Source organism: Acidovorax sp. Leaf160, assembly GCF_001424265.1.
In the GTDB taxonomy this organism is placed as follows: Bacteria; Pseudomonadota; Gammaproteobacteria; order Burkholderiales; family Burkholderiaceae_C; genus Paracidovorax.
This window is the reverse complement of record NZ_LMOV01000027.1, coordinates 144,050-165,827: the sequence shown is the minus strand read 5'-3', so window position 1 is coordinate 165,827 and position 21,778 is coordinate 144,050. Positions and strand designations below refer to the sequence as shown.

General features: G+C 69.1%; 22 protein-coding genes. 10 read left to right on the top strand and 12 right to left on the bottom strand.

Annotated elements, in window-relative coordinates; translation table 11 throughout:
- The first annotated feature begins 5 nt into the window (after positions 1–5).
- Together gatA and gatB are read left to right on the top strand one after the other, a co-directional pair.
- A complete protein-coding gene (gene gatA, locus ASF94_RS18205; protein ID WP_056669813.1) occupies positions 6–1,508 on the top strand; it encodes an Asp-tRNA(Asn)/Glu-tRNA(Gln) amidotransferase subunit GatA in 1,503 nt (500 codons plus the stop codon).
- A gap of 1 nt (position 1,509) precedes the next feature.
- Positions 1,510–2,979, top strand: coding sequence for an Asp-tRNA(Asn)/Glu-tRNA(Gln) amidotransferase subunit GatB (gene gatB, locus ASF94_RS18200; RefSeq protein WP_056669811.1), 1,470 nt, complete (start codon positions 1,510–1,512; stop codon positions 2,977–2,979).
- Between the two features lie 82 nt (positions 2,980–3,061).
- Here the strand turns inward: gatB and ASF94_RS18195 are convergent, their stop codons facing one another.
- Entirely contained in the window at positions 3,062–3,736 is a 675-nt protein-coding gene (locus tag ASF94_RS18195; protein ID WP_156382594.1) for a DUF4124 domain-containing protein, read from the bottom strand.
- A gap of 153 nt (positions 3,737–3,889) precedes the next feature.
- Positions 3,890–4,591: an orotate phosphoribosyltransferase gene (gene pyrE, locus ASF94_RS18190; RefSeq protein ID WP_056669808.1), complete on the bottom strand. Its 702-nt coding sequence runs from the start codon at positions 4,589–4,591 to the stop codon at positions 3,890–3,892.
- Between the two features lie 10 nt (positions 4,592–4,601).
- Here pyrE and ASF94_RS18185 point away from each other — a divergent pair, with 10 nt between their 5' ends.
- The gene (locus tag ASF94_RS18185) at positions 4,602–5,405 is read left to right on the top strand and encodes an exodeoxyribonuclease III (RefSeq protein ID WP_056669806.1); all 804 of its coding nucleotides are present in this window, start codon (positions 4,602–4,604) and stop codon (positions 5,403–5,405) included.
- Between the two features lie 100 nt (positions 5,406–5,505).
- Here ASF94_RS18185 and ASF94_RS18180 read toward each other — a convergent pair whose 3' ends face one another.
- Entirely contained in the window at positions 5,506–5,982 is a 477-nt protein-coding gene (locus ASF94_RS18180; protein ID WP_056669803.1) for a DUF2269 domain-containing protein, read from the bottom strand.
- 221 nt (positions 5,983–6,203) lie between these two features.
- Between ASF94_RS18180 and ASF94_RS18175 the strand changes: the two genes are divergently transcribed.
- The 3 genes from ASF94_RS18175 (at position 6,204) to ASF94_RS18165 (ending at position 7,834) form a co-directional block, all read left to right on the top strand.
- Positions 6,204–6,824 (top strand): hypothetical protein, encoded by a 621-nt coding sequence (locus ASF94_RS18175; protein ID WP_235505426.1) that lies wholly within the window; start codon positions 6,204–6,206, stop codon positions 6,822–6,824.
- 124 nt (positions 6,825–6,948) lie between these two features.
- The gene (locus ASF94_RS18170; RefSeq protein WP_056669800.1) at positions 6,949–7,197 is read left to right on the top strand and encodes a hypothetical protein; all 249 of its coding nucleotides are present in this window, start codon (positions 6,949–6,951) and stop codon (positions 7,195–7,197) included.
- Between the two features lie 139 nt (positions 7,198–7,336).
- Positions 7,337–7,834: a ferritin-like domain-containing protein gene (locus ASF94_RS18165; RefSeq protein ID WP_056669797.1), complete on the top strand. Its 498-nt coding sequence runs from the start codon at positions 7,337–7,339 to the stop codon at positions 7,832–7,834.
- 140 nt (positions 7,835–7,974) lie between these two features.
- Here ASF94_RS18165 and ASF94_RS18160 read toward each other — a convergent pair whose 3' ends face one another.
- From ASF94_RS18160 to ASF94_RS18140, 5 genes are all read right to left on the bottom strand, one after another.
- Positions 7,975–9,156, bottom strand: a complete 1,182-nt coding sequence (locus ASF94_RS18160; RefSeq protein WP_056669794.1) for a hypothetical protein — start codon at positions 9,154–9,156, stop codon at positions 7,975–7,977.
- A gap of 93 nt (positions 9,157–9,249) precedes the next feature.
- Positions 9,250–10,023, bottom strand: a complete 774-nt coding sequence (locus tag ASF94_RS18155) for a ferritin-like domain-containing protein (protein ID WP_056669791.1) — start codon at positions 10,021–10,023, stop codon at positions 9,250–9,252.
- A 590-nt stretch (positions 10,024–10,613) separates the two neighbouring features.
- Positions 10,614–11,042 (bottom strand): hypothetical protein, encoded by a 429-nt coding sequence (locus ASF94_RS21840; RefSeq protein WP_235505425.1) that lies wholly within the window; start codon positions 11,040–11,042, stop codon positions 10,614–10,616.
- A 138-nt stretch (positions 11,043–11,180) separates the two neighbouring features.
- Positions 11,181–12,038: a substrate-binding domain-containing protein gene (locus tag ASF94_RS18145; RefSeq protein ID WP_056669788.1), complete on the bottom strand. Its 858-nt coding sequence runs from the start codon at positions 12,036–12,038 to the stop codon at positions 11,181–11,183.
- A 49-nt stretch (positions 12,039–12,087) separates the two neighbouring features.
- Positions 12,088–13,062: a tripartite tricarboxylate transporter substrate binding protein gene (locus ASF94_RS18140; protein WP_056669785.1), complete on the bottom strand. Its 975-nt coding sequence runs from the start codon at positions 13,060–13,062 to the stop codon at positions 12,088–12,090.
- 106 nt (positions 13,063–13,168) lie between these two features.
- On the opposite strand from ASF94_RS18140, the gene ASF94_RS18135 reads away from it, so the two are divergent.
- Complete coding sequence (locus ASF94_RS18135) at positions 13,169–14,125, top strand: LysR family transcriptional regulator (RefSeq protein WP_082493403.1); 957 nt, start codon at positions 13,169–13,171, stop codon at positions 14,123–14,125.
- A gap of 79 nt (positions 14,126–14,204) precedes the next feature.
- Here ASF94_RS18135 and ASF94_RS18130 read toward each other — a convergent pair whose 3' ends face one another.
- The 4 genes from ASF94_RS18130 to ASF94_RS18115 form a co-directional block, all read right to left on the bottom strand.
- Complete coding sequence (locus tag ASF94_RS18130; protein WP_056669781.1) at positions 14,205–14,489, bottom strand: hypothetical protein; 285 nt, start codon at positions 14,487–14,489, stop codon at positions 14,205–14,207.
- 174 nt (positions 14,490–14,663) lie between these two features.
- Positions 14,664–17,285, bottom strand: a complete 2,622-nt coding sequence (locus tag ASF94_RS18125; RefSeq protein WP_056669777.1) for a bifunctional diguanylate cyclase/phosphodiesterase — start codon at positions 17,283–17,285, stop codon at positions 14,664–14,666.
- 3 nt (positions 17,286–17,288) lie between these two features.
- Entirely contained in the window at positions 17,289–17,762 is a 474-nt protein-coding gene (locus ASF94_RS18120) for a prepilin-type cleavage/methylation domain-containing protein (RefSeq protein WP_156382588.1), read from the bottom strand.
- A gap of 220 nt (positions 17,763–17,982) precedes the next feature.
- Complete coding sequence (locus ASF94_RS18115; protein WP_056669772.1) at positions 17,983–18,834, bottom strand: IclR family transcriptional regulator; 852 nt, start codon at positions 18,832–18,834, stop codon at positions 17,983–17,985.
- Between the two features lie 137 nt (positions 18,835–18,971).
- On the opposite strand from ASF94_RS18115, the gene ASF94_RS18110 reads away from it, so the two are divergent.
- From ASF94_RS18110 to ASF94_RS18100, 3 genes are all read left to right on the top strand, one after another.
- A complete protein-coding gene (locus tag ASF94_RS18110) occupies positions 18,972–20,249 on the top strand; it encodes an aconitase family protein (protein WP_235505424.1) in 1,278 nt (425 codons plus the stop codon).
- Positions 20,246–20,785, top strand: coding sequence for a 3-isopropylmalate dehydratase (locus tag ASF94_RS18105; RefSeq protein WP_056669766.1), 540 nt, complete (start codon positions 20,246–20,248; stop codon positions 20,783–20,785). The genes ASF94_RS18110 and ASF94_RS18105 overlap by 4 nt, the downstream gene beginning before the upstream one ends.
- Positions 20,786–20,851: 66 nt before the next feature.
- Positions 20,852–21,733, top strand: a complete 882-nt coding sequence (locus ASF94_RS18100) for an oxaloacetate decarboxylase (protein WP_056669763.1) — start codon at positions 20,852–20,854, stop codon at positions 21,731–21,733.
- The last annotated feature ends 45 nt before the right edge of the window (positions 21,734–21,778 follow it).

Below are 21,778 nucleotides of genomic sequence, written 5' to 3'. Positions count from 1 at the left end.
ACAGCATGACCGACATCCAGAACGCACCCTTGCACGACCTCGGCGTGGCCGACCTGGCCCGCCAGCTGGCGGCCAGACAGGTGTCCGCCGTCGAGGCGGCCCAGCACTTCCTCGCCCGCGCGCAGGAACACCAGCCGCTGGGCGCCTTCGTTTCCGTGAACGAAGAAGCCACCCTGGCCCAGGCCCGCGCGCAGGACGCCGCCATCGCCGCCGGCACGGCGGGCCCGCTGGCGGGCGTGCCCATCGCGCACAAGGATATCTTCGTCACGCGCGACTTCCCCACCACGGCGGGCTCGAAGATGCTGGCCGGCTACCGCTCGCCTTTCGACGCCACCGTGGTCACGCGGCTGGCCGAGGCCGGCGCGGTGACGCTGGGCAAGCTCAACTGCGACGAATTCGCCATGGGCTCGGCCAACGAGAACTCCGCCATCGCCCCGGTGGGGTTCGATGCGCCACAACCGGTGCGCAACCCCTGGGACACGGCCCGCGTGCCGGGCGGCTCGTCGGGCGGCAGCGCCGTGGCGGTGGCCGCGCGCCTGGCCCCGGCCGTCACCGGCACCGACACCGGCGGCTCGATCCGCCAGCCGGCCTCGTTCTGCGGCATCACCGGCATCAAGCCCACCTATGGCCGCGCCAGCCGCTACGGCATGATCGCCTTCGCCTCCAGCCTGGACCAGGCCGGCCCGATGGCCCGCTCGGCCGAGGACTGCGCCCTGCTGCTGTCGGCCTTGTGCGGCCCCGACCTGGACCGCGACTCCACCAGCCTGGACGTGCCGGCCGAAGACTTCAGCGCCCGGCTGAACGACTCCATCGACGGCCTGCGCATCGGCATCCCGGCCGAATTCTTCGGCGAGGGCCTGGCGCCCGACGTGCGCGCTGCGGCGGACGGCACCCTCAAGGAATACGAGAAGCTCGGCGCCAAGCTGGTGCCGATCACGCTGCCGCGCACCGAACTGTCCATCCCGGTGTACTACATCATCGCGCCGGCCGAGGCCTCGTCCAACCTGAGCCGCTTCGACGGCGTGAAGTTCGGCCACCGCGCCAAGGACTACACCGACCTGGTGGACATGTATAAGAAGACCCGCGCCGAAGGCTTCGGCGACGAGGTCAAGCGCCGCATCATGATCGGCGCCTATGTGCTGAGCCACGGCTACTACGACGCCTACTACCTGCAGGCGCAGAAGATCCGCCGCATGATCGCGGACGACTTCCAGAGCGCCTTCCAGCAGTGCGACGTCATCGCCGGCCCCGTGGCCCCCACGGTGGCCTGGAAGCTGGGCGAGCACGGCAACGACCCGCTGGCCGACTACCTGGCCGACATCTTCACCCTGCCCGCCTCGCTCGCCGGCCTGCCCGGCATGAGCGTGCCGGCCGGCTTCGGCGAAGGCGGCATGCCGGTGGGCCTGCAGCTCATCGGCAACTACTTCCAGGAAAGCCGCCTGCTCAACGCCGCGCACCGCCTGCAGCAGGCCACCGACTTCCACCTCCGCGCACCAGGAGGCCTGTGACATGACGACCCCCAAATTGATCCACGGCTACGAAGTCGTCATCGGCTTCGAGACCCACACCCAGCTCGCCACGCAATCGAAGATCTTCAGCCGCGCCCCCACGGCGTTCGGCGCCGAGCCCAACACCCAGGCCTGCGCGGTGGACCTGGCCCTGCCCGGCACGCTGCCGGTGATGAACCGCGAAGCGGTGGCCTGCGCTATCAAATTAGGACTGGCCCTCGGCTCCACGATTGCGCCCGAGAGCATTTTCGCCCGCAAAAACTACTTCTACCCCGATCTGCCCAAGGGCTACCAGATCAGCCAGTTCGAGATTCCGGTCGTGCAGGGCGGCGAGGTGTCGTTCTTCCTGGGCGACGAGCAGAAGACGGTGAAGCTGGTGCGCGCCCATCTGGAAGAAGACGCCGGCAAGTCGCTGCACGAAGACTTCATCGGCCAGAGCGGCATCGACCTGAACCGCGCCGGCACGCCGCTGCTGGAGATCGTGACCGAGCCCGACATGCGCAGCAGCGAAGAGGCCGTGGCCTATGCGCGCGAGCTGCACAAGATCGTCACCTGGATCGGCATCTGCGACGGCAACATGCAGGAAGGCTCGTTCCGCTGCGACGCCAACGTCTCGGTGCGCAAGCCGGGCCAGCCGCTGGGCACGCGCCGCGAGATCAAGAACCTGAACAGCTTCAAGTTCATGCAGCAGGCGATCGACTACGAGATCCGCTGGCAGATCGAGCAGATCGAGGACGGCCATGCGATCCAGCAGGCGACCGTGCTGTTCAACCCCGACACGGGCGAGACGCGCGCCATGCGCACCAAGGAAGACGCGGCCGACTACCGCTATTTCCCCGACCCCGACCTGCCGCCGCTCCGGATCTCGGAGCAGTGGGTGCAGCAAGAGCGGGCCCGCATGCCCGAATTGCCGCGCGCCATGGCGGCGCGCTTCGTGGCCGACTACGGCCTGCCCGCGTACGACGCGGCCACGCTCACGCAGTCCAAGGCGATGGCCGCCTACTTCGAGGAAGCGGCTCGGGCCAGCGGCCAGCCGAAGCTGGTCAGCAACTGGATCATGGGCGAGGTTTCGCGCCGTGTGAATGCCGGCGAAGCCGCTGGCATCGCCGCCGCGCCGGTCAGCGCCGCGCTGCTGGCGAAGCTGGTGGCGCGCATCGCCGACGGCACCATTTCCAATAACGCCGGCAAGCAGGTGTTCGAGGCGCTCTGGACGGGCGAAGGCCAGGATGTGGATGCCGTCATCGAGGCCAAGGGCCTCAAGCAGATGAACGATTCCGGCGCGCTGGAGAAGATCATCGACGAGGTGATCGCCGCCAACCCCGACAACGTCGCCCAGTTCAAGGCCGGCAAGGACAAGGCCTTCAATGCGCTGGTGGGCCAGGCCATGAAGGCCAGCCGGGGCAAGGCCAATCCGCAGCAGGTGAATGACCTGCTGCGTGCCCGGCTGGCGGCGGCCACCGCCGCCGGCTGATCGTCGGCACGGCCGGCGCCTGCCGGCCCTGCCGCCCGCTGCGGCGCCCCGAACCGCGTAGCGCGAGGCGAACGGTGGAGGGTCAGCGCAGTGGCGGCAGCACCAGCGGCGCGCCGGCCTGCGCTGCGGCTCGCGCAGCCCACAGCGGCCGCAGCTGGGCCAGTTCCGCATCGAAGCGCTGGTTCACCCGGCGCTTTTCCGCGTCCTGCGCGATCACGAAGCGTTTTTGCTCAGCCAGCGCATCGTCCTGCTCGGCGATCTGGCGCCGGAGCACCATGGGCGCCTTGTTCGGGTCCTTGCGGTAGAACTCCATCTCGGTGTCGAGCTTCTTGCGATCGCGCAGCAGATCATCGACCCGCTTCTGCGCGACAGCGGTGACTTCGTCCACCTGGGCCAGCGCTGCGGCGCGCTCGGCATCGTGCGCCGCCTGGTCGGGGTAGCGGTTGACCAGCACCCGTTCGCGGCGGCGCTCCTCGGCCACGCGGGAGCGCTCGGCGGCCTCGCGCTGGCGCTGCGCCTCCACCACGGCGCGCTCCTGCTCGGTGAGCGTGGGCCCCAGGCGGCGGCGCTCGGCGCCGGTCTGGTCCAGTACGCGCTGCTCGCGGTCGGTGCACTCGGGAATCGGCCGGTCGGCCGTCAAACGGCGGCCCGTCCGATCGACGCAGCTGTACACCGAGCCAGCCGAAGCGCCGGGCGGGTCGGCAGCCCACGACGGGCCGGCCCAGAGCCCGCCCGCCACCACGATGCCCGCCGCCATGGCAGTGGGGCGGGCGCGCCGCCACGTCGTTGCCGTCGGCACGGTCTGCGTGGGATGGGCGGAGGCGTCGTTCAAAGCCATTTCCAGTCTGGCGGGTGGGGGCAGTGGTGGGTTGGATGCGGTTCGGGACGCGGAGGCCCACCCGGCACCAGATCAGGCCACACCAACGCCGTAACGCTGGCGGTAGGCCAGCACCCGGTCGCGGTGGGCCGCCGTGCCGGCAGAGCCCCCGTCCCGGTCCAGATACTGCAATAAATCGGCCAGCGTGGCGATAGTGCAGACCTGCATGCCCAGCTGGTCGCGCACGTACTGCACTGCGCTGTGCTCCACATCCTGGCCGTTTTCGGTGGCTTTTTCCTGCCGGTCCAGCGCAATCGCCATGGCGTGCGGCGTGGCGCCCGCAGCGCGGATCAGCGCGATGGATTCACGGGCCGCCGTGCCCGCCGACATCACGTCATCCACGATCAGCACCCGCCCCTGGAGCGGGGCGCCGACCAGGGTGCCGCCCTCGCCGTGGTCCTTGGCTTCCTTGCGGTTGTAGGCGAAGGGCACGTTGCGGCCCAGCCGGGCCAGCTCGACGGCCACGGTCGCGGCCAGCGGAATGCCCTTGTAGGCGGGGCCGAAGACCATGTCGAATTCGATGCCGCTGGCCAGCAGCGCCTTTGCATAGAATTCCGCCAGCCGGCCCATCTTGGCGCCGTCGTCGAACAGGCCGGCGTTGAAGAAATACGGGCTCATGCGGCCCGCTTTGGTCTTGAATTCGCCGAACCGCAGCACGCCGGAGGCTTCGGCGAACTCCACGAAATCCTGCGCCAGCCGGTCTTGTTCCGTCTGCTGCGCCTTGTCTGTCACCATGAGTTCATCCTTGTTCAAGTTAACCAGCCTCAACCTCAACGGCATCCGTTCCGCCACCTCCAAGGGCGTCGAAGCCTGGATCGCCGAAACCCGGCCGGATTGTATTTGCGTGCAGGAGATCAAGGCCCAGTCGGCCGACATGCAGAACCGCTTCGAGCAGCTGGCGGGCCTCAAGGGCCACTTCCATTTCGCGACGAAGAAGGGCTACTCGGGCGTGGGCATCTATTCGCAGCACGAACCGAGCGACGTGCGCATCGGCTACGGCTCGCCCGAGTTCGACGCCGAGGGCCGCTATGTCGAAGCCCGCTTCGACACCCCGGCCCGCAAGCTGTCGATCATCAGCGCGTACTTTCCGAGCGGCTCGTCGGGCCCGGAGCGGCAGCTGGCCAAGTTCCGCTTCCTGGCCGAATTCCACCCGCACCTGATGGCTCTGAAGGCCGAGCGGGAGTTCATCCTGTGCGGCGACGTCAACATCGCGCACCAGCAGATCGACCTGAAGAACTGGCGCAGCAACCAGAAAAACAGCGGCTTCCTGCCCGAGGAGCGCGACTGGATGACAAAGTTGTTGCACACCACTGAGCCGACGGGCGGCCTGATCGACGTTTATCGTCACATGCACCCGGACACCACCGACGCGGCCTACACCTGGTGGAGCAACCGCGGCCAGGCCTATCTGAACAATGTCGGCTGGCGGCTGGATTACCACCTGGCGACACCCGCCATCGCCCGGACCGCGCGCAGCGCCGCGATCTACAAGGACGTGAAGTTCAGCGACCATGCGCCGCTGACCATCGACTACGACTACCCGCTCTGAGCGCCGCGGCGCCCTGCAAGGCTGGGGCGGCATCGCCCGGGGCAGCTTGCTATCAGGACGGTAGCTGGATGCCCCGTGAAACAGGGGCTCTGGGCATGTTTCACCAGGGAGCATCCGGCTTGGCGACCATCAGCCAGAAGATGGCCAGGAATGCGAACAGCGCCGGCACGCCCAGCAGCGCCCAGGCGCCGAAGTAGCGCCAGAACCGCTGCGAGGGCGCGGACTCGCCCCGGCGCACCGACTCGTCCGCCAGGTCGCGCAGCCGCATCTGCAGCCACACCACCGGCAGCCAGCAGCCGATGGCCAGGGCGTAGAGCACCAGCGACCAGGCCACCCAGCCGGTGGCGGGCGTGAGCCCCATCATCCGCAGCAGCCAGAACCCGGTGAGCGGCTGGGCGATGGCCGTGGTGGCAGTGAACAGCCAGTCGGCGCGCACCACCCAGCGGGACAGGTGCGCAATCAGGTGCACATCGCGGCTGAGCACCGTCACCAGCAGATAGAAAGCCGATCCGATGCCGGTCCCGAACAGCAGGGTGGACGAGAGGATGTGCAGCCACTTGGCGAAGAGATATTCCATGGCGGTGCGCGCAACCAGAAGGGGCAAGGCAAGGTGGCGGGGCGGCCCGATACCGCGCGGTGCGGCTGGGTGGACCGGCAGTTGGTGAGCGTTCAAGCTACGGGTCGCCGAGCGACAGGCAGGGTCGGCGCAGCGCGGCCGTGTCTGTACGCCGCCGCCTACGGGCGAACGAGGCGCTGACGCCAGCAGCGCCTTCGGCTACGCGCCGCAGGCTCTGCGCCATGACCACGCCAGCGATCTGCCGCCCTCCTCCGGCCGCTTCCAGCCCGCGCAGCGACCTGCCCTCCACGCACCGGCTGGCATGCCGACACGGTATAGCGGACCGCCCCCACGTCGCCTGGGAAGGGCTGGTGGCGGGCAGCCTCGCCAGCGTGCTGTCGGCGTTGGCGCTGGCCTGGGCCGGCAGCCGGCAGACCCGCAGTGCCGCCACCCCGCTCAATGCGGTGAGCCAGTGGCGGTGGGGCGACAGGGCCTTGCGGGAGCATCGCGCCAGCGGGCGCTACACAGCGCTGGGCTATGCGATCCACCACGGTGCCTCGGTGTTCTGGGGCTGTGTGCACGCGGCAGCGCTGCGCAGCCACCCCCAGGCGCATCGCCTGCACCTGGCCACGGCCGGTGCGGCAGCGACAAGCGTGCTGGCGTGCTTCGTGGACTTCCGCTGCACGCCGGAGCGGTTCACGCCGGGTTTTCAGCACCATCTGTCGCGCAACGCGCTGGCCGGCACTTATGCGGCCTTCGGCGTGGGCCTCGCGTTGGGAGCCTGGGCCTTGCGGGTGCGTGCGCGGCGCGACGCCGAGGCCGAGGCCGAGCCCACCGGGGCTGGCGCTGCTGCACGCCGGTAGCGGGCCGCGCGGTCTTCCTACAGCACCGGGTTTGCGCCGCGTCGCAGTCTGAAAGCGCATTCCGGGAAAGCGCTCCATTTCCCACTCCACGCTCCATCCACGCATCCGATCCGGAGGCCCCACCATGACGCCACGCCAGCCCTGGCCTTTTCCAACGAAGGACCACCACCCCGACCCTGCACCGGCAGCGGCCCCACCGGCGCGCGGCACGAACGTGCAGGTCCAGCACGTCACCGAAGACACGCTGGACGACGCCGTGAGCGACACGTTTCCAGCCAGCGACCCGGTGGCGGTGGTCGCCACCAAGGTGGTGCCGGAATCTGCCGGCGCCTCAGCCAGCCGCACTGCCGCGCCAGGCGACCGCGATCGCTGAGAAGGCGCTGCAGCGGGCGGGTCGCTGCCGCTGCGCGGCACGGCCCGCCCAGGCGATCACGTCCTACATCTGCTGGAAAACAGCGTTCCTAGGCTGGGTCTTCACTTCGTTTTCCACCCTTTCCACTGAAGGACCGAGCATGACCGTCAAGACCTTGAAAGACCTCTTCATTCACGACCTGTCGGACGTCTACAGCGCCGAAAAACAGCTGTCCCGCGCGCTGCCCAAGATGGCCCGCGCCGCGCAGAACGCCGAGCTGGCGGCCGCCTTCGAAACCCATCTGGAAGAAACCCGGGGCCAGATCGAGCGCATCGACCGCATCGTCGAGTTGTGCGAGATCCGCCTCAAGCGCATCAAGTGCTCGGCCATGGAAGGCCTGGTGGAAGAAGCGCAGGACGCCATTTCGGAGGGCGAGAAGAGCGCCGTGCGCGATGCCGCGCTGATCGGCTGCGCGCAGAAGGTCGAGCACTACGAGATCGCGAGCTACGGCACCCTCGCCACCTTCGCCAAGCACCTGGGCTTCACCGAAGCGGCGAAGCTCCTGAAGGAAACGCTGGAAGAGGAAAAGGCCACCGACAAGAAGCTGTCGGTGTTCGCCGAGTCGGCCATCAACCTGGAAGCCGAAGCCGCCGGCTGACCCCGGCATGCGCGCCGCGTGGGGCAGACCGCGTCGCGTGCCTGGAAGCCAAAGAAAACAGCCGGCAGGCGCAACACCTGCCGGCTGTTTTTTCGTTCGTTCGTCCGGCCGGCCAGGGCCTTCGTCACGGACGCTCGCCCTCAGCCCGCATGGCGGCGTGGCGCCTCGTCACGGACCAGCTCGGTTCCCGGCATCCACGACCAGGTCGCCGAGACATTGCGCGACGGCGATCCCCCCGCGTTCACCGCGTCTCGGTAGGCCAGCGACGAGACGCCCTCTTCCGCTTCAGGCACGAACACGGTGCCGTCCTTGCGCATCGTGCTTTCCTCCTGCGCCACGCGGCGCACGAAGTCGCGCTGGCTGCGGAATTCGATGAAGCGCGGCAGCCGGCCGTCACCCAGCACCTCGGCCGGATCGCGCCGCTCGATGTCCTTGAAGAGCTGTATGGCGACCTGCAGATGGCCCAGCTCATAGTCCAGGAACCGCTCCCACAGCGCGCGGATGCGCGGGTTCGTTTCCTGCGCGGCGCAGCCGGCGTAGTTCCAGACTTCCGAGGCTTCGCTGACCAGCAGCTTTTCCAGGATGGTTTCGTGCGGGTTGAGCATGGAGCCGTAGTGCGTGATGTGCTGCGACTCCACCGAGGCGATCTCCGCGTAGAGCTGGCGCGCCAGCGGGTCGGCGAACAGCGGGCCGATGTTCATGTAGTAGTCGTGCGTCTGGTATTCGCCGCCGGTCAGCGTCAGCGCATGCAGCTTGGTGGCCAGTTCCGCATCCGCGCCGTAGGGCTCCAGCAGGTCGTGTTCCGGCGCGCGGTGGTGCACCCAGGTGGGCCGCGCGGGCACGATGTCCGTGTAGCCCTGGGTGATGTTGTTCGGGTCCTTGCCTTCCAGCCGGTCGAGCATGGCGCTGTAGCGGTAGAGGTGGTCGAAGTCTTCCAGCAGCGCGTATCGGTAGCCCTGGGCCAGATAGGGGTCGGGCTCCATTTGCGCGACAGCGGCGGTGACCTCGATGGCGGTCTGCTCGTAGCCGATGGTGGTTTCCAGCGGCGAGTGGTCGGCGCCGATCAGCCAGTTGATGGTGGTGGCCTGGTGCTGCTCGACGCGCATCAGCTGGGCCAGCGCCACGCGGGCGTCGGCGTTCATGCGCAGCGCCACCTGCTTGGTGCGCAGCGAATCGAGTTCCTGGCCGTTCATCAGGATGGCGCGCACGCGGGTGAAGGCGTCGTCGTCGAGCTTGCTGATGGGCTTGCCCACCATGTCTTTCCACGAAAGCGTCTGGCGACCGAGCGGCGTGCCCTTGTCCTGCAGCAGATGGATGGTCATGGGTGTTCCTTGGGATGTGAGTGCATGGGTTTCGGAGAGGAGCGGTCGCCGCGCAGTGGCGTCGGCGCCCGGGGGCGTCACGGTTTCGGCGGCCTACGTGGCCGGGGTCACGATCTGCGCGCTGGCCAGCGCCGCCGTCCAGCTGGTGATGGTGTTGACGTGCTGCGCCTCCTCGGCCAGTGCCAGGCCGAACTGCTCGGCCAGGTCGGTGTGGCCCGACTGCACGGCCAGCTGCACCAGCAGGTCCCAGCCGGCCGTGTCGGTCAGCTCGGCCGTCAGCACGGCGTTCAGCGACTGCGCCAGCGTGGTGCGGGGGTCGGTCACGACCTGCATCAGCCCCATCGAGGCCACGCCCACCACGTCGGCGCAGGGCGTCTGCGCCGTGGGGTCGCCGCCCAGCGTGCGCATGGCTTCGCACAGCATCAGGAAATGCGCGTGCTCCTGCGCCCGGATGCGCAGCAGCGCCGCGCGCGGGCTGTCGGCACGCACGCCGCCTTCCAGCAAAGGCAGGTCGGGCACGCCGGTGGTGCTGGCCAGCACGTCGAACTTCAGCAGCAGCGCGTCGTACAGGCGCGTGCCGCCGCGCTCGAAGGCGATGCGCTCGCCGATCTTGTCGAACAGCATTTCAGGGCGCTGGCCCAGCATCTTGTCCATGCCCGCCTTGACCATGCCCTTGAACGTGGGCGGTGGGGGCACGGAGCCGAGGGCGTCCGACGCGGCGATGTAGCGGCCCCGGTCTTCGTCGGCCAGGCTGACGTCGGCCGCCTTCGGCGGCGACCAGCGCTCCGCAATGTAGAGCATGGCGGTCACGCCTTCTGGAGCGGTGGCTGCGCCGGTGCGGTTGCCGCCTTGTGTGGTGGGTTCCATGGGGGTTTCCTTGCGTGGTGAATGGGTGGGAGTCATTCATGCTCAGGAAGCCTGCGGCGCGATGTTTGTAGGACCAGCGCGCTCATCTCGCGGGTGCCGCGCGGCATGCCGGGGCGGGCCCGGCATGCGTGTGCCGTGGAGATCCGGCGCCGGCTCAGCCGCCGCCGATGCCGACGGTCACACGCCCCTGCCCGGCACATTCCGGACACGGGGAACCATCGTCGCGCCGGCCGCTTCCCCCACAGGCCCGGCACAACGTCTCGCCCGTGCCGGGCGTGCCGGTGGGGGCTTCGTCGCCGGGCCGCATGGCGCCGGACGGGGCCGGCGGGGGCGCAGCCGCGGCGGTTCCCGGACGCTCGGCGGCGCCCGCTGGCGCGGCGGGGTGCCCTGGCGCGGGCGGCGGGACATGGGTGGGCGCGTCGAGCGAGGCGCCGGGGTCCTCCTCCCCCGCGACCGATCGGGCTAGCGAAAGCGACTCATCGGCACCGCGCACCGGTGTGCCGGCGGCTTCGGAAGAGGACGGGTTGGAGGGAACATCGGGAGAGGTCATGGCTTGGCTCCGGTCGATTGAAACTGCAGGGCACGCGCCCTCATTGCGGCGCGGCGGGAGCGGGCGCCGGGCTGCTGCCCACCGGGGCGCCGACCGATTCGCGGCCGGCGGGCGTGGGCGTGTCGCCCCGCTGTGGCGTGCTGCCATCCACCGCGTTAGTGCGCCCGGCTGGTGGGACACCGCTTTGCTGGGCACCCTGGGTGAAGGCCGCATCGCTGCCGGTGCCGGCGGGGGCCTGCAGCCGGTTCTTGGGTGCCATCAGGTTGAATGCCACCACGGCTACCAGCGCGGCGAGGGCGATGACGATCGCCATGCGAAAGACCCGCCGGCTGTCGCGATTGCCGTCCTGCGGCCCGCTGCGGGACGGGTGCGCGGAAGTGGCTGAAGCGGCAGAGGTGGCGGCCGAGTTGGCGGCGGGGGTGGCGGCAGGGGTGGCCTTGGCGGGGCCGGAGGGATGGGGTGCGTTCATGCGGGGCCTCTTGCGGTAGTGCAGATGGCCTTCAACTTACGCACGCTCCAGGCGGGGCCGATGTCGGACAAGCCCCAAAGCACCGGCGAGGGCTCCGGGGTCGCAGGTCAGGCCGGCACGCCCTCGCTGCGGGACGTGTCAGCGCGCCGTGGTGGCGGCAGGCTCCATGCCGGTGCTGCGCACGATGGCAGCAGCCGCTGGCGCGGCCAGGAAGCGGATCAGGTGGCGGGCCGCGTCGGCCTGCGGCGCGCCCGTGGCGAGGCCGGCCGAGAAGAACACGCGCTGCTGCACTTCGTCCGGCAGCGCGCCGACGAACTGCAGCTCCTTGAACGGCAGCAACTCGCTGACCTGCTGGAAGCCGATCTCCGCATCGCCGCGCAGCACCACGGCGCCCACGCGCTCGCTGTAGATCTTGGTGGCCTTGTCCTTGATCTGCTCGGCCACGCCCAGGCGCTGGAACAGTTCGGTGGACAGGTACGTGCCGCTGGCACTGGCCGAATAGGCGATGGACTTCGCGTCGAGCAGGGTCTGCTTCAGCGCCTCGACCGTGCTGATGTCCGGCACGGGCGTGCCCTTGCGCACGCTCATGCCGATCATGGACCGCGCCAGATCGACGCGGCTGCCTGGCTGTACCTTGCCCTGCGCGATGAGCTGGTCGAGCGCGGAGTCGGCCAGGATGACGATGTCGAACTGCTCGCCCCGCGCCATGCGGCTGGGAATGGAGTCCGGCGCGTTGCCGATGGAAGCGCCCCGCGCCGTGGTCACCTTGTGGCCGGTGGCCTGCTCGTACAGCGGTATGAGCTGGTCGTAGGCGGCAGAGAAGCCGCCGGAGGTGACGACGCGGATCTCCGCCGCCTGCGCCGTGGCCGGGGCTGCGGCGCCCAGGGCGACGCCCAGGCTGACGGCGACGCCCATCAGGGCGCCGAGCGCACGCCGGCGCAGTTGGGCGAAGGGGGCGGCGAGAGGCCGGGAAGCAATGGTCGGGATGGATGGCATGGGCTTGTCTCCTGTCGTGTTGTTGTCTGCGTGTGGAGCCCAGCCTGCTTCAGTCGGCCGTGATCTTGCGCTCGGTGATGATGCGGCCCCACTTCTCGTACTCGGAAGCCATGAACTTGGCCAACTCCTCGCGGGTACCGGGCGCCGCCGTCTGTCCGTGCTTGAGCAGGTTGTCACGCACTTCGGGGGTATTGAGCACCTTCACCAGTTCGGTGTTCCAGCGGTCCAGCAGCGGCTTGGGCGTCTTGGAGGACGCAACGAACGCATACCAGTTGGTGGCGTTGAAGCCGGGGTAGGTCTCGGCCACCGTGGGCACGTTGGGCAGATAGGCCGGACGGGTCAGACCGGTGGTCGCCAGCGGAATGAGCTTGCCCGATTCGATGTGCGGCAGCGCCGTGGGCGGCGCCGCGTAGAACGAAGCCACCCGGCCGCCGAGCACGTCCTGCAGGGCCGGTGCGCCACCCTTGTAGGGCACGTGCACGGTGTCGATCCTGGCAACGTCGTTGAGCAACTCGCCCGCCAGATGCGAAGCCGAACCGGGGCCGGTGGAGGCGAAGTCGAGCTTGCCGGGTTCGCGCTTGGCCCGGGCCACGTATTCGGCCAGCGTTTTGATGCCCGTGCTGGCGGGCGTGACCAGCACGTTCGGGAAGGTCACGCCCATGGTGATGGGCGCAAAGCTCTTGAGCGGGTCGTAGCCGACCTTCATGAAATGCGGGGCGATGCTGAGCGGGCCGATGGAGCCGAAGAGCAGCATGGACCCATCGGCCGGGCCGTTGGCCACCTGGGCGTGGGCCACGTTGCCGCCCGCACCGGGCTTGTTGTCGACCACCACGGTCTGGCCGATGTTCTCGCCCAGCTTCTTGGCGATGACGCGCGCCGCGATGTCGGCGGAGCCGCCGGCAGCGAAACCGACCACCATGGTCACGGGTTTCTTGGGCGGGAAGTCCTGGGCGTGCGCCACGGTGAGCGCGAGGGGAGCGCCAGCGACGAGCGCGGCTGCGGCGAGCCATGTACGGCTTTGCATGGGGGTTGTCTCCGTATCGGCCCGCACGGGAGGGGCCTGGTGAAAGGTCGCCATCCTAGGGACGCCGTAATATTATGTGAATTGCAATTTACGGATGATTTGTTGCATGCGGCGCATCAATTTCGACATGGGCGAACTCATGGCCTTCGTGGTCACCGCAGAGACGGGCAGCTTTCGCCTGGCGGCAGAGGCGCTGTACCTGTCGCCGCCCGCGTTGAGCCGGCGCGTGGAGCGCCTGGAGGCGGCCCTGGGCATCCGGCTGCTGGAGCGCACCACCCGCCATGTGGCGCTGACGGCCGTGGGGCGGGAGTTCCTGCAGGAAGCGCGCGCGGCCTTGAACGGCCTGGACGACGCCGTGCAGAGGGTCGGCGATCAGTTGAAGCTGCGCCGGGGCCGGGTCACCGTGGCCTGCATTCCCTCCGTCGCCAGCAATTTGCTGCCGCAGGTGCTCAAGGCCTTCGCCACGGCCCAGCCCGAGGTGCAGGTGCATGTGATCGACGAGAACGCGCGGCAGGTGCTGGACGCCGTGCTGCGGGGCGAGGCGGATTTCGGCGTGAGCTTCACCGGCAGCCAGGAGTCTTCGCTGCGCTTTGACGCGTTGATGCGCGAACGCTACGTGCTGGCCATGCCGCCCGGGCACCCGTGGGCGGAGCGCACCGGGGTCGCCTGGGCGGAGCTGGCCGGCCAGCGGCTGGTGTCGGTGTCGCACCAGAGCGGCAACCGGCTGTTCCTCGATCAGGTCATGGCCGAGCTGCCGGAGCAGCCGGTGGCCTGGTACGAATGCAACCACGTCTCCGGCGCGCTGGCGCTGGTGGAAGCCGGGCTGGGGCTGGCGGCGATTCCGCAACTGGCGCTGGGGCCGGCCTATTCCCGGGTCCGGGGTGTGCCGCTGTGCAGCCCGGAGGTCTGGCGCACGCTGGGCCTGCTGCAGCGGCGCGACCGGGTGCCGAGCCCGATGGCGCAGGCGCTGAGGGACTGCATCCTGCAGTCGGCGAAAGCGCCGCCGCCGCCGGTCCCGCAGCCCAGCCCCGCAGCAGCGGGCCGCCGATCGCGCAACCGCTGAGCGGTGAAGGCGCGCGGTGCCCTCTCCGCACCGCGGCAAAGCGGGGCCATTGAGAGCGGCTGGTGCCCAGCCCCTCCAGTCAGCGGCGCCGCATCAGGCCCAAGCCGATCACGGCGACCAGGGCCGTCAGCACCAGCGTGCCGAGCGGCGACATGGCGGGTGCGCCTGCGCCCTGCACCGCCCTGCCGCTTCCCGTTCGGTGGGAGCTGCCGGAGGGCGAGTCGGCCAGTTCCTGGTGGTCCCAGGGGCGCAGCTGCTGCAGCGGCGTGCGCTTGTAGGCCGCGCCCGGAACCGGTTCCTCGCTGGTGATGCCGGCACCTGGAAGGATGTCTGGAGCATCTCTTTCGATTTCGACGGAGTTCATGGTCTGTAGAGTGAGAAATAAGGCGTATGAGGCGCCCGTGGGGCAGCCCCGGGCGTAGGAAGAAATGCCAAGCCCTTGTCGAAGGCGGCAGGCGCTTTCGTCAGGCAGGAGTCGAGCAGGCCATGGCGCATGCCGGGGCGGCGAAAGGCGGCCTCTGCGGCGCAACGCCGCCGGTCAGGCTGGGCTGGGCGGCACGCCGTCAACCGCCCCCCACAGGCGCGCCAGCTCGGCCGCGGTCTGCGGCTTGCCGAACAGATAGCCCTGCAGCTCGTTCACTTCCAGCGCCTGCAGCAGGTCGGCCTGCATCTGCGTTTCCACCCCTTCGGCCACCACGCGCTTGTCCAGCGCCTTGGCCAGGGCGACGATGGCGGTGGCAATGGCCAGCGCCGGCCGGTCCACGCCAAAGGCGAACACGAAGCTCTTGTCGATCTTGAGCGTGTCGAACGGCAGTCGGTTGAGGTAGCGCATGGCGGAGTAACCCACGCCGAAATCGTCCAGCGCAATGGCCACGCCCCGCGCGCGCAGCGCCGAAAGCCGCTCCACCGCGACGTCCACGTCCTGGATCAGCGCGCCCTCGGTGATCTCCAGCTCCAGCTCGCCGGGCTCGATTGCGAATTCGTCCATGAGCGCATGCAACGCTGCGGGAAAGCCCGGGTCGGCCAGCTGCACCGGAGACAGGTTGACCGACAGGTGGCGCACCGGCACCCGGGGATCGGCCCGCCATCGGGCCAGCTGCTGCAGTGCCTGGCGCAGCACCCACAGGCCCAATTCGAGGATCAGGCCGGACTCCTCGGCCATGGCGATGAAGGTGTCGGGCGGCACCATGCCTTTCTCGGGGTGGCGCCAGCGCACCAGCGCTTCGACCGAGGCCACGTGGCGGTCGCGCGCGCCCACCCGGGGCTGGAACACCACGAACATCTGCTGGGCGGCGAGTGCATGGTGCAGGTCGTGGCGCAGCGCCAGCCGCTCGGCCTGACCGGCCGCCAGTGCGGGCTGGAATTCCACCAGCAGATTGCGGCCAGCGGCCTTGGCGGTGTACATGGCCAGGTCGGCATGGCCGAGCAGTTCGTCCGGCGTGGCCCCGTGCGCCGGAAACAGCGCCACGCCCAGGCTGGCGCCCAGATCGAGCAGGTGCGGCGGCACGCTGACAGGCTGGCGCAGCGACTGCATCACCGCATCGATGTCCGCCCGGAACAGGCCCGCGGCATCGGCCGGCAGCACGAAGACGAATTCGTCTCCGGCCGGCCGGGCCATGGCGAGCGCACGTGGGCCGGCGGCCCGGTGCAGCCGGCTGGCCACTTCCCGCAGCACGCGGTCCCCGACCGAGTGGCCGAAGGCGTCGTTGATCTCCTTGAAACCGTCGAGGTCCATGTAGACCACGGCGAAGGGCGGCTGCGCCGTGCCATCCGTTGCCGCCCGGATCTGCTGCTCGATCGCTTCGAGCAGCCCCAGCCGGTTCAGCAGGCCCGTCAGGCTGTCGTGCGTGGCGCGCTCGCGCAGCTGCCGTTCATGCTGCTCGGCATGCAGGGCGACGGCCAGCCGCTGGCGGAAGGCACCCAGCTCCCGTTCGGCCCGGCTGCCGGGAGCCGGCGGCTGCGGCAGCCGCAGCCACACCCGCTGCCCGCCAAGCTGCGCGACGGGCAGATCGTGTCCGGCGAGTGGGTGGCCGGCCGCCTCGGCGGAGTCCACGTCGATGCCCTCCTGCTGCAGCGCTTCACCGCCCGGCGCGAGCGTCAGCAGCCGGGGGTAGGCCGCCTCGCTCGACCACAGCACCACGCCGGTCGCGCCGTCCTGGCGCCGCGCTTGCAGATGCAGCAGCATCAGCCGCACCACCTCGTCGAACGGCTGTTGCTCGATGATGGCCTGGTCCATCTGCGCGAGGACCCGGAACAGCGCCAGATCGCGTCCCACCTCATCGGCCATGACGTTGAACGAATCGGCGAGGTCGGTGAACTCGCTGCGTTTGCCGCGGATCCGGACCTGGCCGGTGAAGTCGCCCCGCAGCACGGCCCGCGTGCCCGAGGTGAGCGCATCGAGGGGCTGGGTCAGCCGGCGCAGCACCACCGAGCTGGCGATCAATGCCAGCAAGAAGGCGATGGCCGCGACGTTGCCGACCAAGGCCGCCACCCCGATGGGAAAGTAGCGCCGCAGGTCCGGCCGCACGGTGGTGACGACGGTCCAGGGGGGCGAGTCGAAGTAGGGAGCGAAGAAGATCTCGCGCTGCGTCTGCACGGCCTGGGCGCTCTGCTGCTCCACCCCCTGGCAGAAGGGCGTTGCGAGCTGCGGCCCGGAAAAGCAGATGCGGTGGGTGCCCGATTGGGCGTTCTCCCATAGATGCTCGGCAGTGAAGCGCCCACGCACCACCACGCCACCCGCCGTCACCACCATCTCCACCGTGGGCGCGGCCTCCGGCTGGGCAGCGCCGGTGATGTGCAAGGCGGTCGGGGGATGCGGCACGGGCTCGGGCAGCGCCGTCCGGGCCTGCCGCTCGACAGCGGAGAAGACGCCTTCGAGCCCCGGATCGAGCATGACGGGCCCGGCCCCGTCCCCCTCGAACAACGCGACGCGCGTCAGCAGCCGTTCGCCGGCACGCAGGCGGTCGATGACCTGGATGCCCACCGTCTTGGCCAGCTCGCTGCCCAGTTGCGCGGCCGACTGCTGCAAGGCGTATTCGGTGAGCTGGTAGGCCAGCAGCGAGACGGTCACCACCGGCAGGGCCACCAGCACGAAGAAGGTGGCCAGCAGCTGCCGGCCCACGCGGCTTTGCAGGATGGCGTGCGCTGCGGTCAGCCGCATGCGTCAATAGTCCTCAGCCACGCCGATGAAGCCGCCGTTGTTGGCACGGATGATGTCGTCACGGCTCGCCCTGGCGGTCAACGGCGTCTGGCTTCGGCCGTCGGGGCCCATGCTGTAGAGGTCGTAGTCGCTGTTGAGCGGGTGCAGCGACTTGTCCTTGCGCTTGTCGCCCACCTTGGCGCCTTCCATGGACAGATACTGGTATGGGTTCCCCCAGGGGTCCAGCCGCGTTTCGGGCAGTTCCGCCAAGGTCCGCGGATAGGCATTGGTCGAGTAGAGCGCCCGCTCCAGCTTGTAGCTGATCTCCAGGATGTCCTTCTTCGCGACGGCGATCTTCGTGCGATCGAGGTAGGCGTGATAGCTGGGCACGGCGACCCCCATCAGCAAGCCGACGACCGTGACTGCGATCATCAGTTCCAGCAGGGTCACGCCCAGGGCACGCAGAGCGCGTCTATGGCGGATCATGATCCGTGGCATGCAAAAGCCTCATGCCCCCTGCGAGGCTTTGGGTGGGTGGGGCGTGGCGGAGCGTTCCGATCTGCGACGGCTAACAATTGGTTGCATTGGCAATCATAGGCGCCGCAGTGTCCGAAGACGCATGCCCGCGTGTCAGGAAAAGCCGCTTTCCACACCAGCGCCGCCGTGGGCCGCCAGTGGACCGGGCCTGGACATCAGACCGCCAGCGGCAAATGCAGCGCTACCTGCCGGGGGCTCGATTCCTGGCAGCCGACACCTGTTCGCCTGCGGCCGCCGATGGCAGGAGCGCGCAGACCGCCCGGACCTGTCTGGCAATGATCTTCGCCACCTGGGCGCGCCGCTCCGGCCCCAGGCGACTGGATATCGCTGCCACGCTCAGGGCGGCCATCGGGCTGCCGGAAGGGAAGGCCACCCCTACGGCAGCGGTCCCGGGCGTCGCCGCACTGTCGAGGAACGCATAGCCCTGGTTCCGCGTTTCGGCCACCGCCTGCTCCAGGAACCCGGGCTGGAAGGCGCCGAACTTGGAGTAGCGGGCCCCGTTGGCCTCGATGACCTGCTCGACCTCGGTGTCAGGCAGACCGCTCAATATCGCGAGGCCGCCGGCGCCCACCCCCATGGGGCGGCGGATTCCCACGTCCAGCGTCAGCGCCTTGATGGGGTAGTCGCCCAGAACCCGGTGGGTGCAGATCGACTCCACCCCTCTTCGCTCGCTGAGGTAGACGGTGTCCTGCGTCTCGTCGGCAATCGCCTGCATGGCCTGCTCGCACAGTTCGGCCAGCTGGTAGCGGGGCTGCGCCAGCAGGCCCAGCTCATGCAGCAGCGGGCCCAGGTGGTATTTGCGGGTCATCGCATCGCGGACCACCAGGCCCTCGGCCTCGAGTCTCTGCAGCATGCGAAAGCAGGTGGACATCGGCAAGCCACTGGCGTTCACGACGTCCGCGATGCGCATGCCGCCCCGCCCGCGGGACGCGACCACGCGCAGCATGCCGACCACCCGCTCGATGCTCTGCGTTCCGGTTCGCGCGCTTCGCTCGGCAGGAGCCTTGTCTGGGGGGATGGGTGGCTGGGGCATATTTTGTTTCCACAGTGTGGCAATAACTGGGGTTCTACCTGAAAAGGCCAACTCGCATCGGCCATGTAATGACACTTTAGACGCAGAACTCATTGCCACATTGTGGATGCCAGCAGGAGATGCACTTGCCCCAGACGATGACCGAAAAAATCCTTGCCCGCGCCTGCGGCCAGGCCCAGGTGGTGCCGGGCCAGGAGATCACGGCCCGCCCGGACTTCGTGATCACGTACGACTTTCCGGGCTACACCGACGTGTTCTTCAAGGAAACACGGGAAGACTTCGGCGTGGAGAAAGTCTCCAGCCCCGAACGCTTCGTGCTCTTCATCGACCACATGGTGCCGGCCACCGCGCCCAAGGAGGAAGAGCTGCACCAGATCACCCGCGCATGGGGCAAGGAACAGGGCGTGCCGGTGCATGAGCGCGAAGGCATCGGCCACCAGGTGGCAGCGGAACTGGGCTACGCGACGCCGGGCGCCTTCGCCGTGCATTTCGATGGCCACGTCAGCCAGCTGGGTGCGTTCGGCACCTATGCCTTCGGCGCCCGGAAAGGCGTGGTGGAGGCATTCGCCACGGAGCACCTCACGCTGACCGTGCCGGCCACCATCAAGGTGGAACTGACCGGCACCCTGCAACCCGGCGTGATGGCCAGGGACGTGTTCCACCACATGGTGCGCGTCATGGGGCCGGCCTCCTGCCGGTTCAAGGTGGTGGAACTGAGCGGCCCGGTCATCGACGCCATGAGCATCGAGGGCAGGCAGGTGATCTGCGGCCAGGCCATGTTCCTGGGCGCGAACACCATGTTGATTGCGCCGGATGCAAAGACGCTGGAGTACGTGCAGGGGCGCTCGAAGATCGCGATGGAGCCGGTCTATCCCGACCCCGACGCCGTGTATGAACGCGTCGTGACCATCGACGTCTCCGGTCTCGAGCCGATCGTCGTGGTGCCGCCCAGCCCGGCCAACACGCGCAATCTCGCGGACTACACCGGCGTGCAGGTGCACACCGGCTACCTGGGTTCCTGCGCCAGCGGCCGGCTCGAGGACCTGCGCATCGCGGCGCAGGTGCTGCGTGGCAGGCAGATCCAGCCGGGCTTTCAGCTGCACGTCGTGCCCACCTCCAGAGCCATCATGGCGGCCGCCGCGCGGGAGGGCCTGATCGAGACCCTGGTGGAAGCGGGCGCCTTCATCAGCTCGCCCAGCTGCGACTACTGCTTCGGGCGCATCGCCACCATGAGTGCCGGACAGCGCGCCGTCTCCACGGGCACGCTGAACACCCCAGGCCGCATGGGCAGCGTGGATTCGGAAATCTACATCTGCAATGCGGCGGTGGTCGCCGCCTCCGCACTGGAGGGGCGCATCGCGGACCCCCGGCCGTACCTCGCCGGCACGGCCCACGCCGCGGGAGCTGCGGCATGAGCCTGCACAACCTGCGAGGCCGCGTGGCCTGGGTCTTCGAGGAAGACGATTACGACATCGACCTGATCGTCGGTGTGCGCAACATCAAGATCACCGACGTGTCCGAGCTGGCCGCGCTGGCGATGGCCGACTACACCGCCGGGTTTGCCGCCACCGTGGCGCGGGGCGACCTGCTCGTGGGCGGCGAGAACTTCGGCTACGGGCATCCGCACTACCCCGCCATGCGGGCCATGCGGCGCCTGGGCATCTCGGCGGTGATCGCCGAGTCCTTCTCGCCGGGGTTCTTCCGGGGCGAGATGAGCATGGGCTTTCCGCTCGTCACCTGCCCCGGCATCCGTGCCGCCGCCGCCCGCGGAGACGAGCTCACGGTGGACTGGACCGCAGGCGAGGTGCAGAACCTGCGCACCGGCCAGACGCTGGCGCTGCAGCCCTTCTCCGCTTCCGAGCGGGGCATGCTCGAGGCAGGCGGCCTGATTCCGTATCTCAAGGAGCGCATGCGCCCGGCCCGGCGGGCCACACCGCCCGAGCCGGCATGACGCCTCGGGGATGGACGCGCGTGATCAAGCGGCACCACGGGGGTGCCCGATTTCTGGAGTACCCACATGAACCTTTCTCGTCACTCGCTGCGGCAACGCATTGAAAGCGGCTCGACCCTGTGGTTTGGCGGCGCGCAGGACGCGCTGTCGGCCTTGCTGGTCGACCAGTCCGACTTCGACGGCATCTTCAGCACCGGCTTCGGAATTTCCGCGGCGCTGCTCGGGCAGCCCGACATGGAGCTCTACACCATGAGCGAGAACGTGGCCACGGTCCACCGGATGGCGAACGTGGTGCGCAAGCCCATCTTCGTGGACGCGGACACCGGCTACGGCAGCGTGCTCAACATGGGCCGCACCGTCCGCGAGTTCGAAAAGGCCGGTGCGGCCGCGTTGCAGATCGAAGACCAGATCAGCCCGAAGCGCTGCCCCGCGGCGACGACCACATCGACCCTGGTGTCGGTGAACGACGCTCTGGCGCGCATCAAGGCGGCACTCGACGCGCGCCAGGACCCCAACCTGCTGATCGTGGCCCGCACCGACGCGATGGACCCTGGCGAGGCGCTGGACCGCGCCGCCCGCTATGCGGAAGCCGGCGCCGACCTGATCCAGCCCATCTCGCGCACCTTCCAACGCTACGAGCAGCTGGTCGAACTGCACGCAGTGTGCGGGCGGCGCCTCTCGCTGCAGTTGATGGCCGGCACGTGGATGACCAGCCTCACGCGCGCGCAGATCGAAAGCGTGGCGGCCTTTGCGTCCTATCCGATCGCCAGCCTGCTGACCATCGTGCATGGGGTGCAGGCCAACCTGGCCGAACTGGCGCGCCGCCGGTCGGGTGACTACGCGGACCTGCCGTTTCCCCAAACCACCATGGCCGATTTCAAGGCGCTGATCGGCTGGCATGCGCTGGAGGAACGCCAGGCGCAGTACGAAAACGCCGCGCCGCATTGAGACGCCAGCCGGGCGGCGCCCGGCCGCCCCCCCCCGACCTTCCCC

Excerpts from the sequence above, each read along its gene's own strand:
- gatA (WP_056669813.1), top strand. The coding sequence starts at position 6 with ATGACCGACATCCAGAACGCACCCTTGCACGACCTCGGCGTGGCCGAC.
- gatB (WP_056669811.1), top strand. The coding sequence starts at position 1,510 with ATGACGACCCCCAAATTGATCCACGGCTACGAAGTCGTCATCGGCTTC.
- ASF94_RS18195 (WP_156382594.1), bottom strand. The coding sequence starts at position 3,736 with ATGGCGGCGGGCATCGTGGTGGCGGGCGGGCTCTGGGCCGGCCCGTCG.
- pyrE (WP_056669808.1), bottom strand. The coding sequence starts at position 4,591 with ATGGTGACAGACAAGGCGCAGCAGACGGAACAAGACCGGCTGGCGCAG.
- ASF94_RS18180 (WP_056669803.1), bottom strand. The coding sequence starts at position 5,982 with ATGGAATATCTCTTCGCCAAGTGGCTGCACATCCTCTCGTCCACCCTG.
- ASF94_RS18175 (WP_235505426.1), top strand. The coding sequence starts at position 6,204 with ATGACCACGCCAGCGATCTGCCGCCCTCCTCCGGCCGCTTCCAGCCCG.
- ASF94_RS18170 (WP_056669800.1), top strand. The coding sequence starts at position 6,949 with ATGACGCCACGCCAGCCCTGGCCTTTTCCAACGAAGGACCACCACCCC.
- ASF94_RS18165 (WP_056669797.1), top strand. The coding sequence starts at position 7,337 with ATGACCGTCAAGACCTTGAAAGACCTCTTCATTCACGACCTGTCGGAC.
- ASF94_RS18160 (WP_056669794.1), bottom strand. The coding sequence starts at position 9,156 with ATGACCATCCATCTGCTGCAGGACAAGGGCACGCCGCTCGGTCGCCAG.
- ASF94_RS18155 (WP_056669791.1), bottom strand. The coding sequence starts at position 10,023 with ATGGAACCCACCACACAAGGCGGCAACCGCACCGGCGCAGCCACCGCT.
- ASF94_RS21840 (WP_235505425.1), bottom strand. The coding sequence starts at position 11,042 with ATGAACGCACCCCATCCCTCCGGCCCCGCCAAGGCCACCCCTGCCGCC.
- ASF94_RS18145 (WP_056669788.1), bottom strand. The coding sequence starts at position 12,038 with ATGCCATCCATCCCGACCATTGCTTCCCGGCCTCTCGCCGCCCCCTTC.
- ASF94_RS18140 (WP_056669785.1), bottom strand. The coding sequence starts at position 13,062 with ATGCAAAGCCGTACATGGCTCGCCGCAGCCGCGCTCGTCGCTGGCGCT.
- ASF94_RS18135 (WP_082493403.1), top strand. The coding sequence starts at position 13,169 with ATGCGGCGCATCAATTTCGACATGGGCGAACTCATGGCCTTCGTGGTC.
- ASF94_RS18130 (WP_056669781.1), bottom strand. The coding sequence starts at position 14,489 with ATGAACTCCGTCGAAATCGAAAGAGATGCTCCAGACATCCTTCCAGGT.
- ASF94_RS18125 (WP_056669777.1), bottom strand. The coding sequence starts at position 17,285 with ATGCGGCTGACCGCAGCGCACGCCATCCTGCAAAGCCGCGTGGGCCGG.
- ASF94_RS18120 (WP_156382588.1), bottom strand. The coding sequence starts at position 17,762 with ATGCCACGGATCATGATCCGCCATAGACGCGCTCTGCGTGCCCTGGGC.
- ASF94_RS18115 (WP_056669772.1), bottom strand. The coding sequence starts at position 18,834 with ATGCCCCAGCCACCCATCCCCCCAGACAAGGCTCCTGCCGAGCGAAGC.
- ASF94_RS18110 (WP_235505424.1), top strand. The coding sequence starts at position 18,972 with ATGACCGAAAAAATCCTTGCCCGCGCCTGCGGCCAGGCCCAGGTGGTG.
- ASF94_RS18105 (WP_056669766.1), top strand. The coding sequence starts at position 20,246 with ATGAGCCTGCACAACCTGCGAGGCCGCGTGGCCTGGGTCTTCGAGGAA.
- ASF94_RS18100 (WP_056669763.1), top strand. The coding sequence starts at position 20,852 with ATGAACCTTTCTCGTCACTCGCTGCGGCAACGCATTGAAAGCGGCTCG.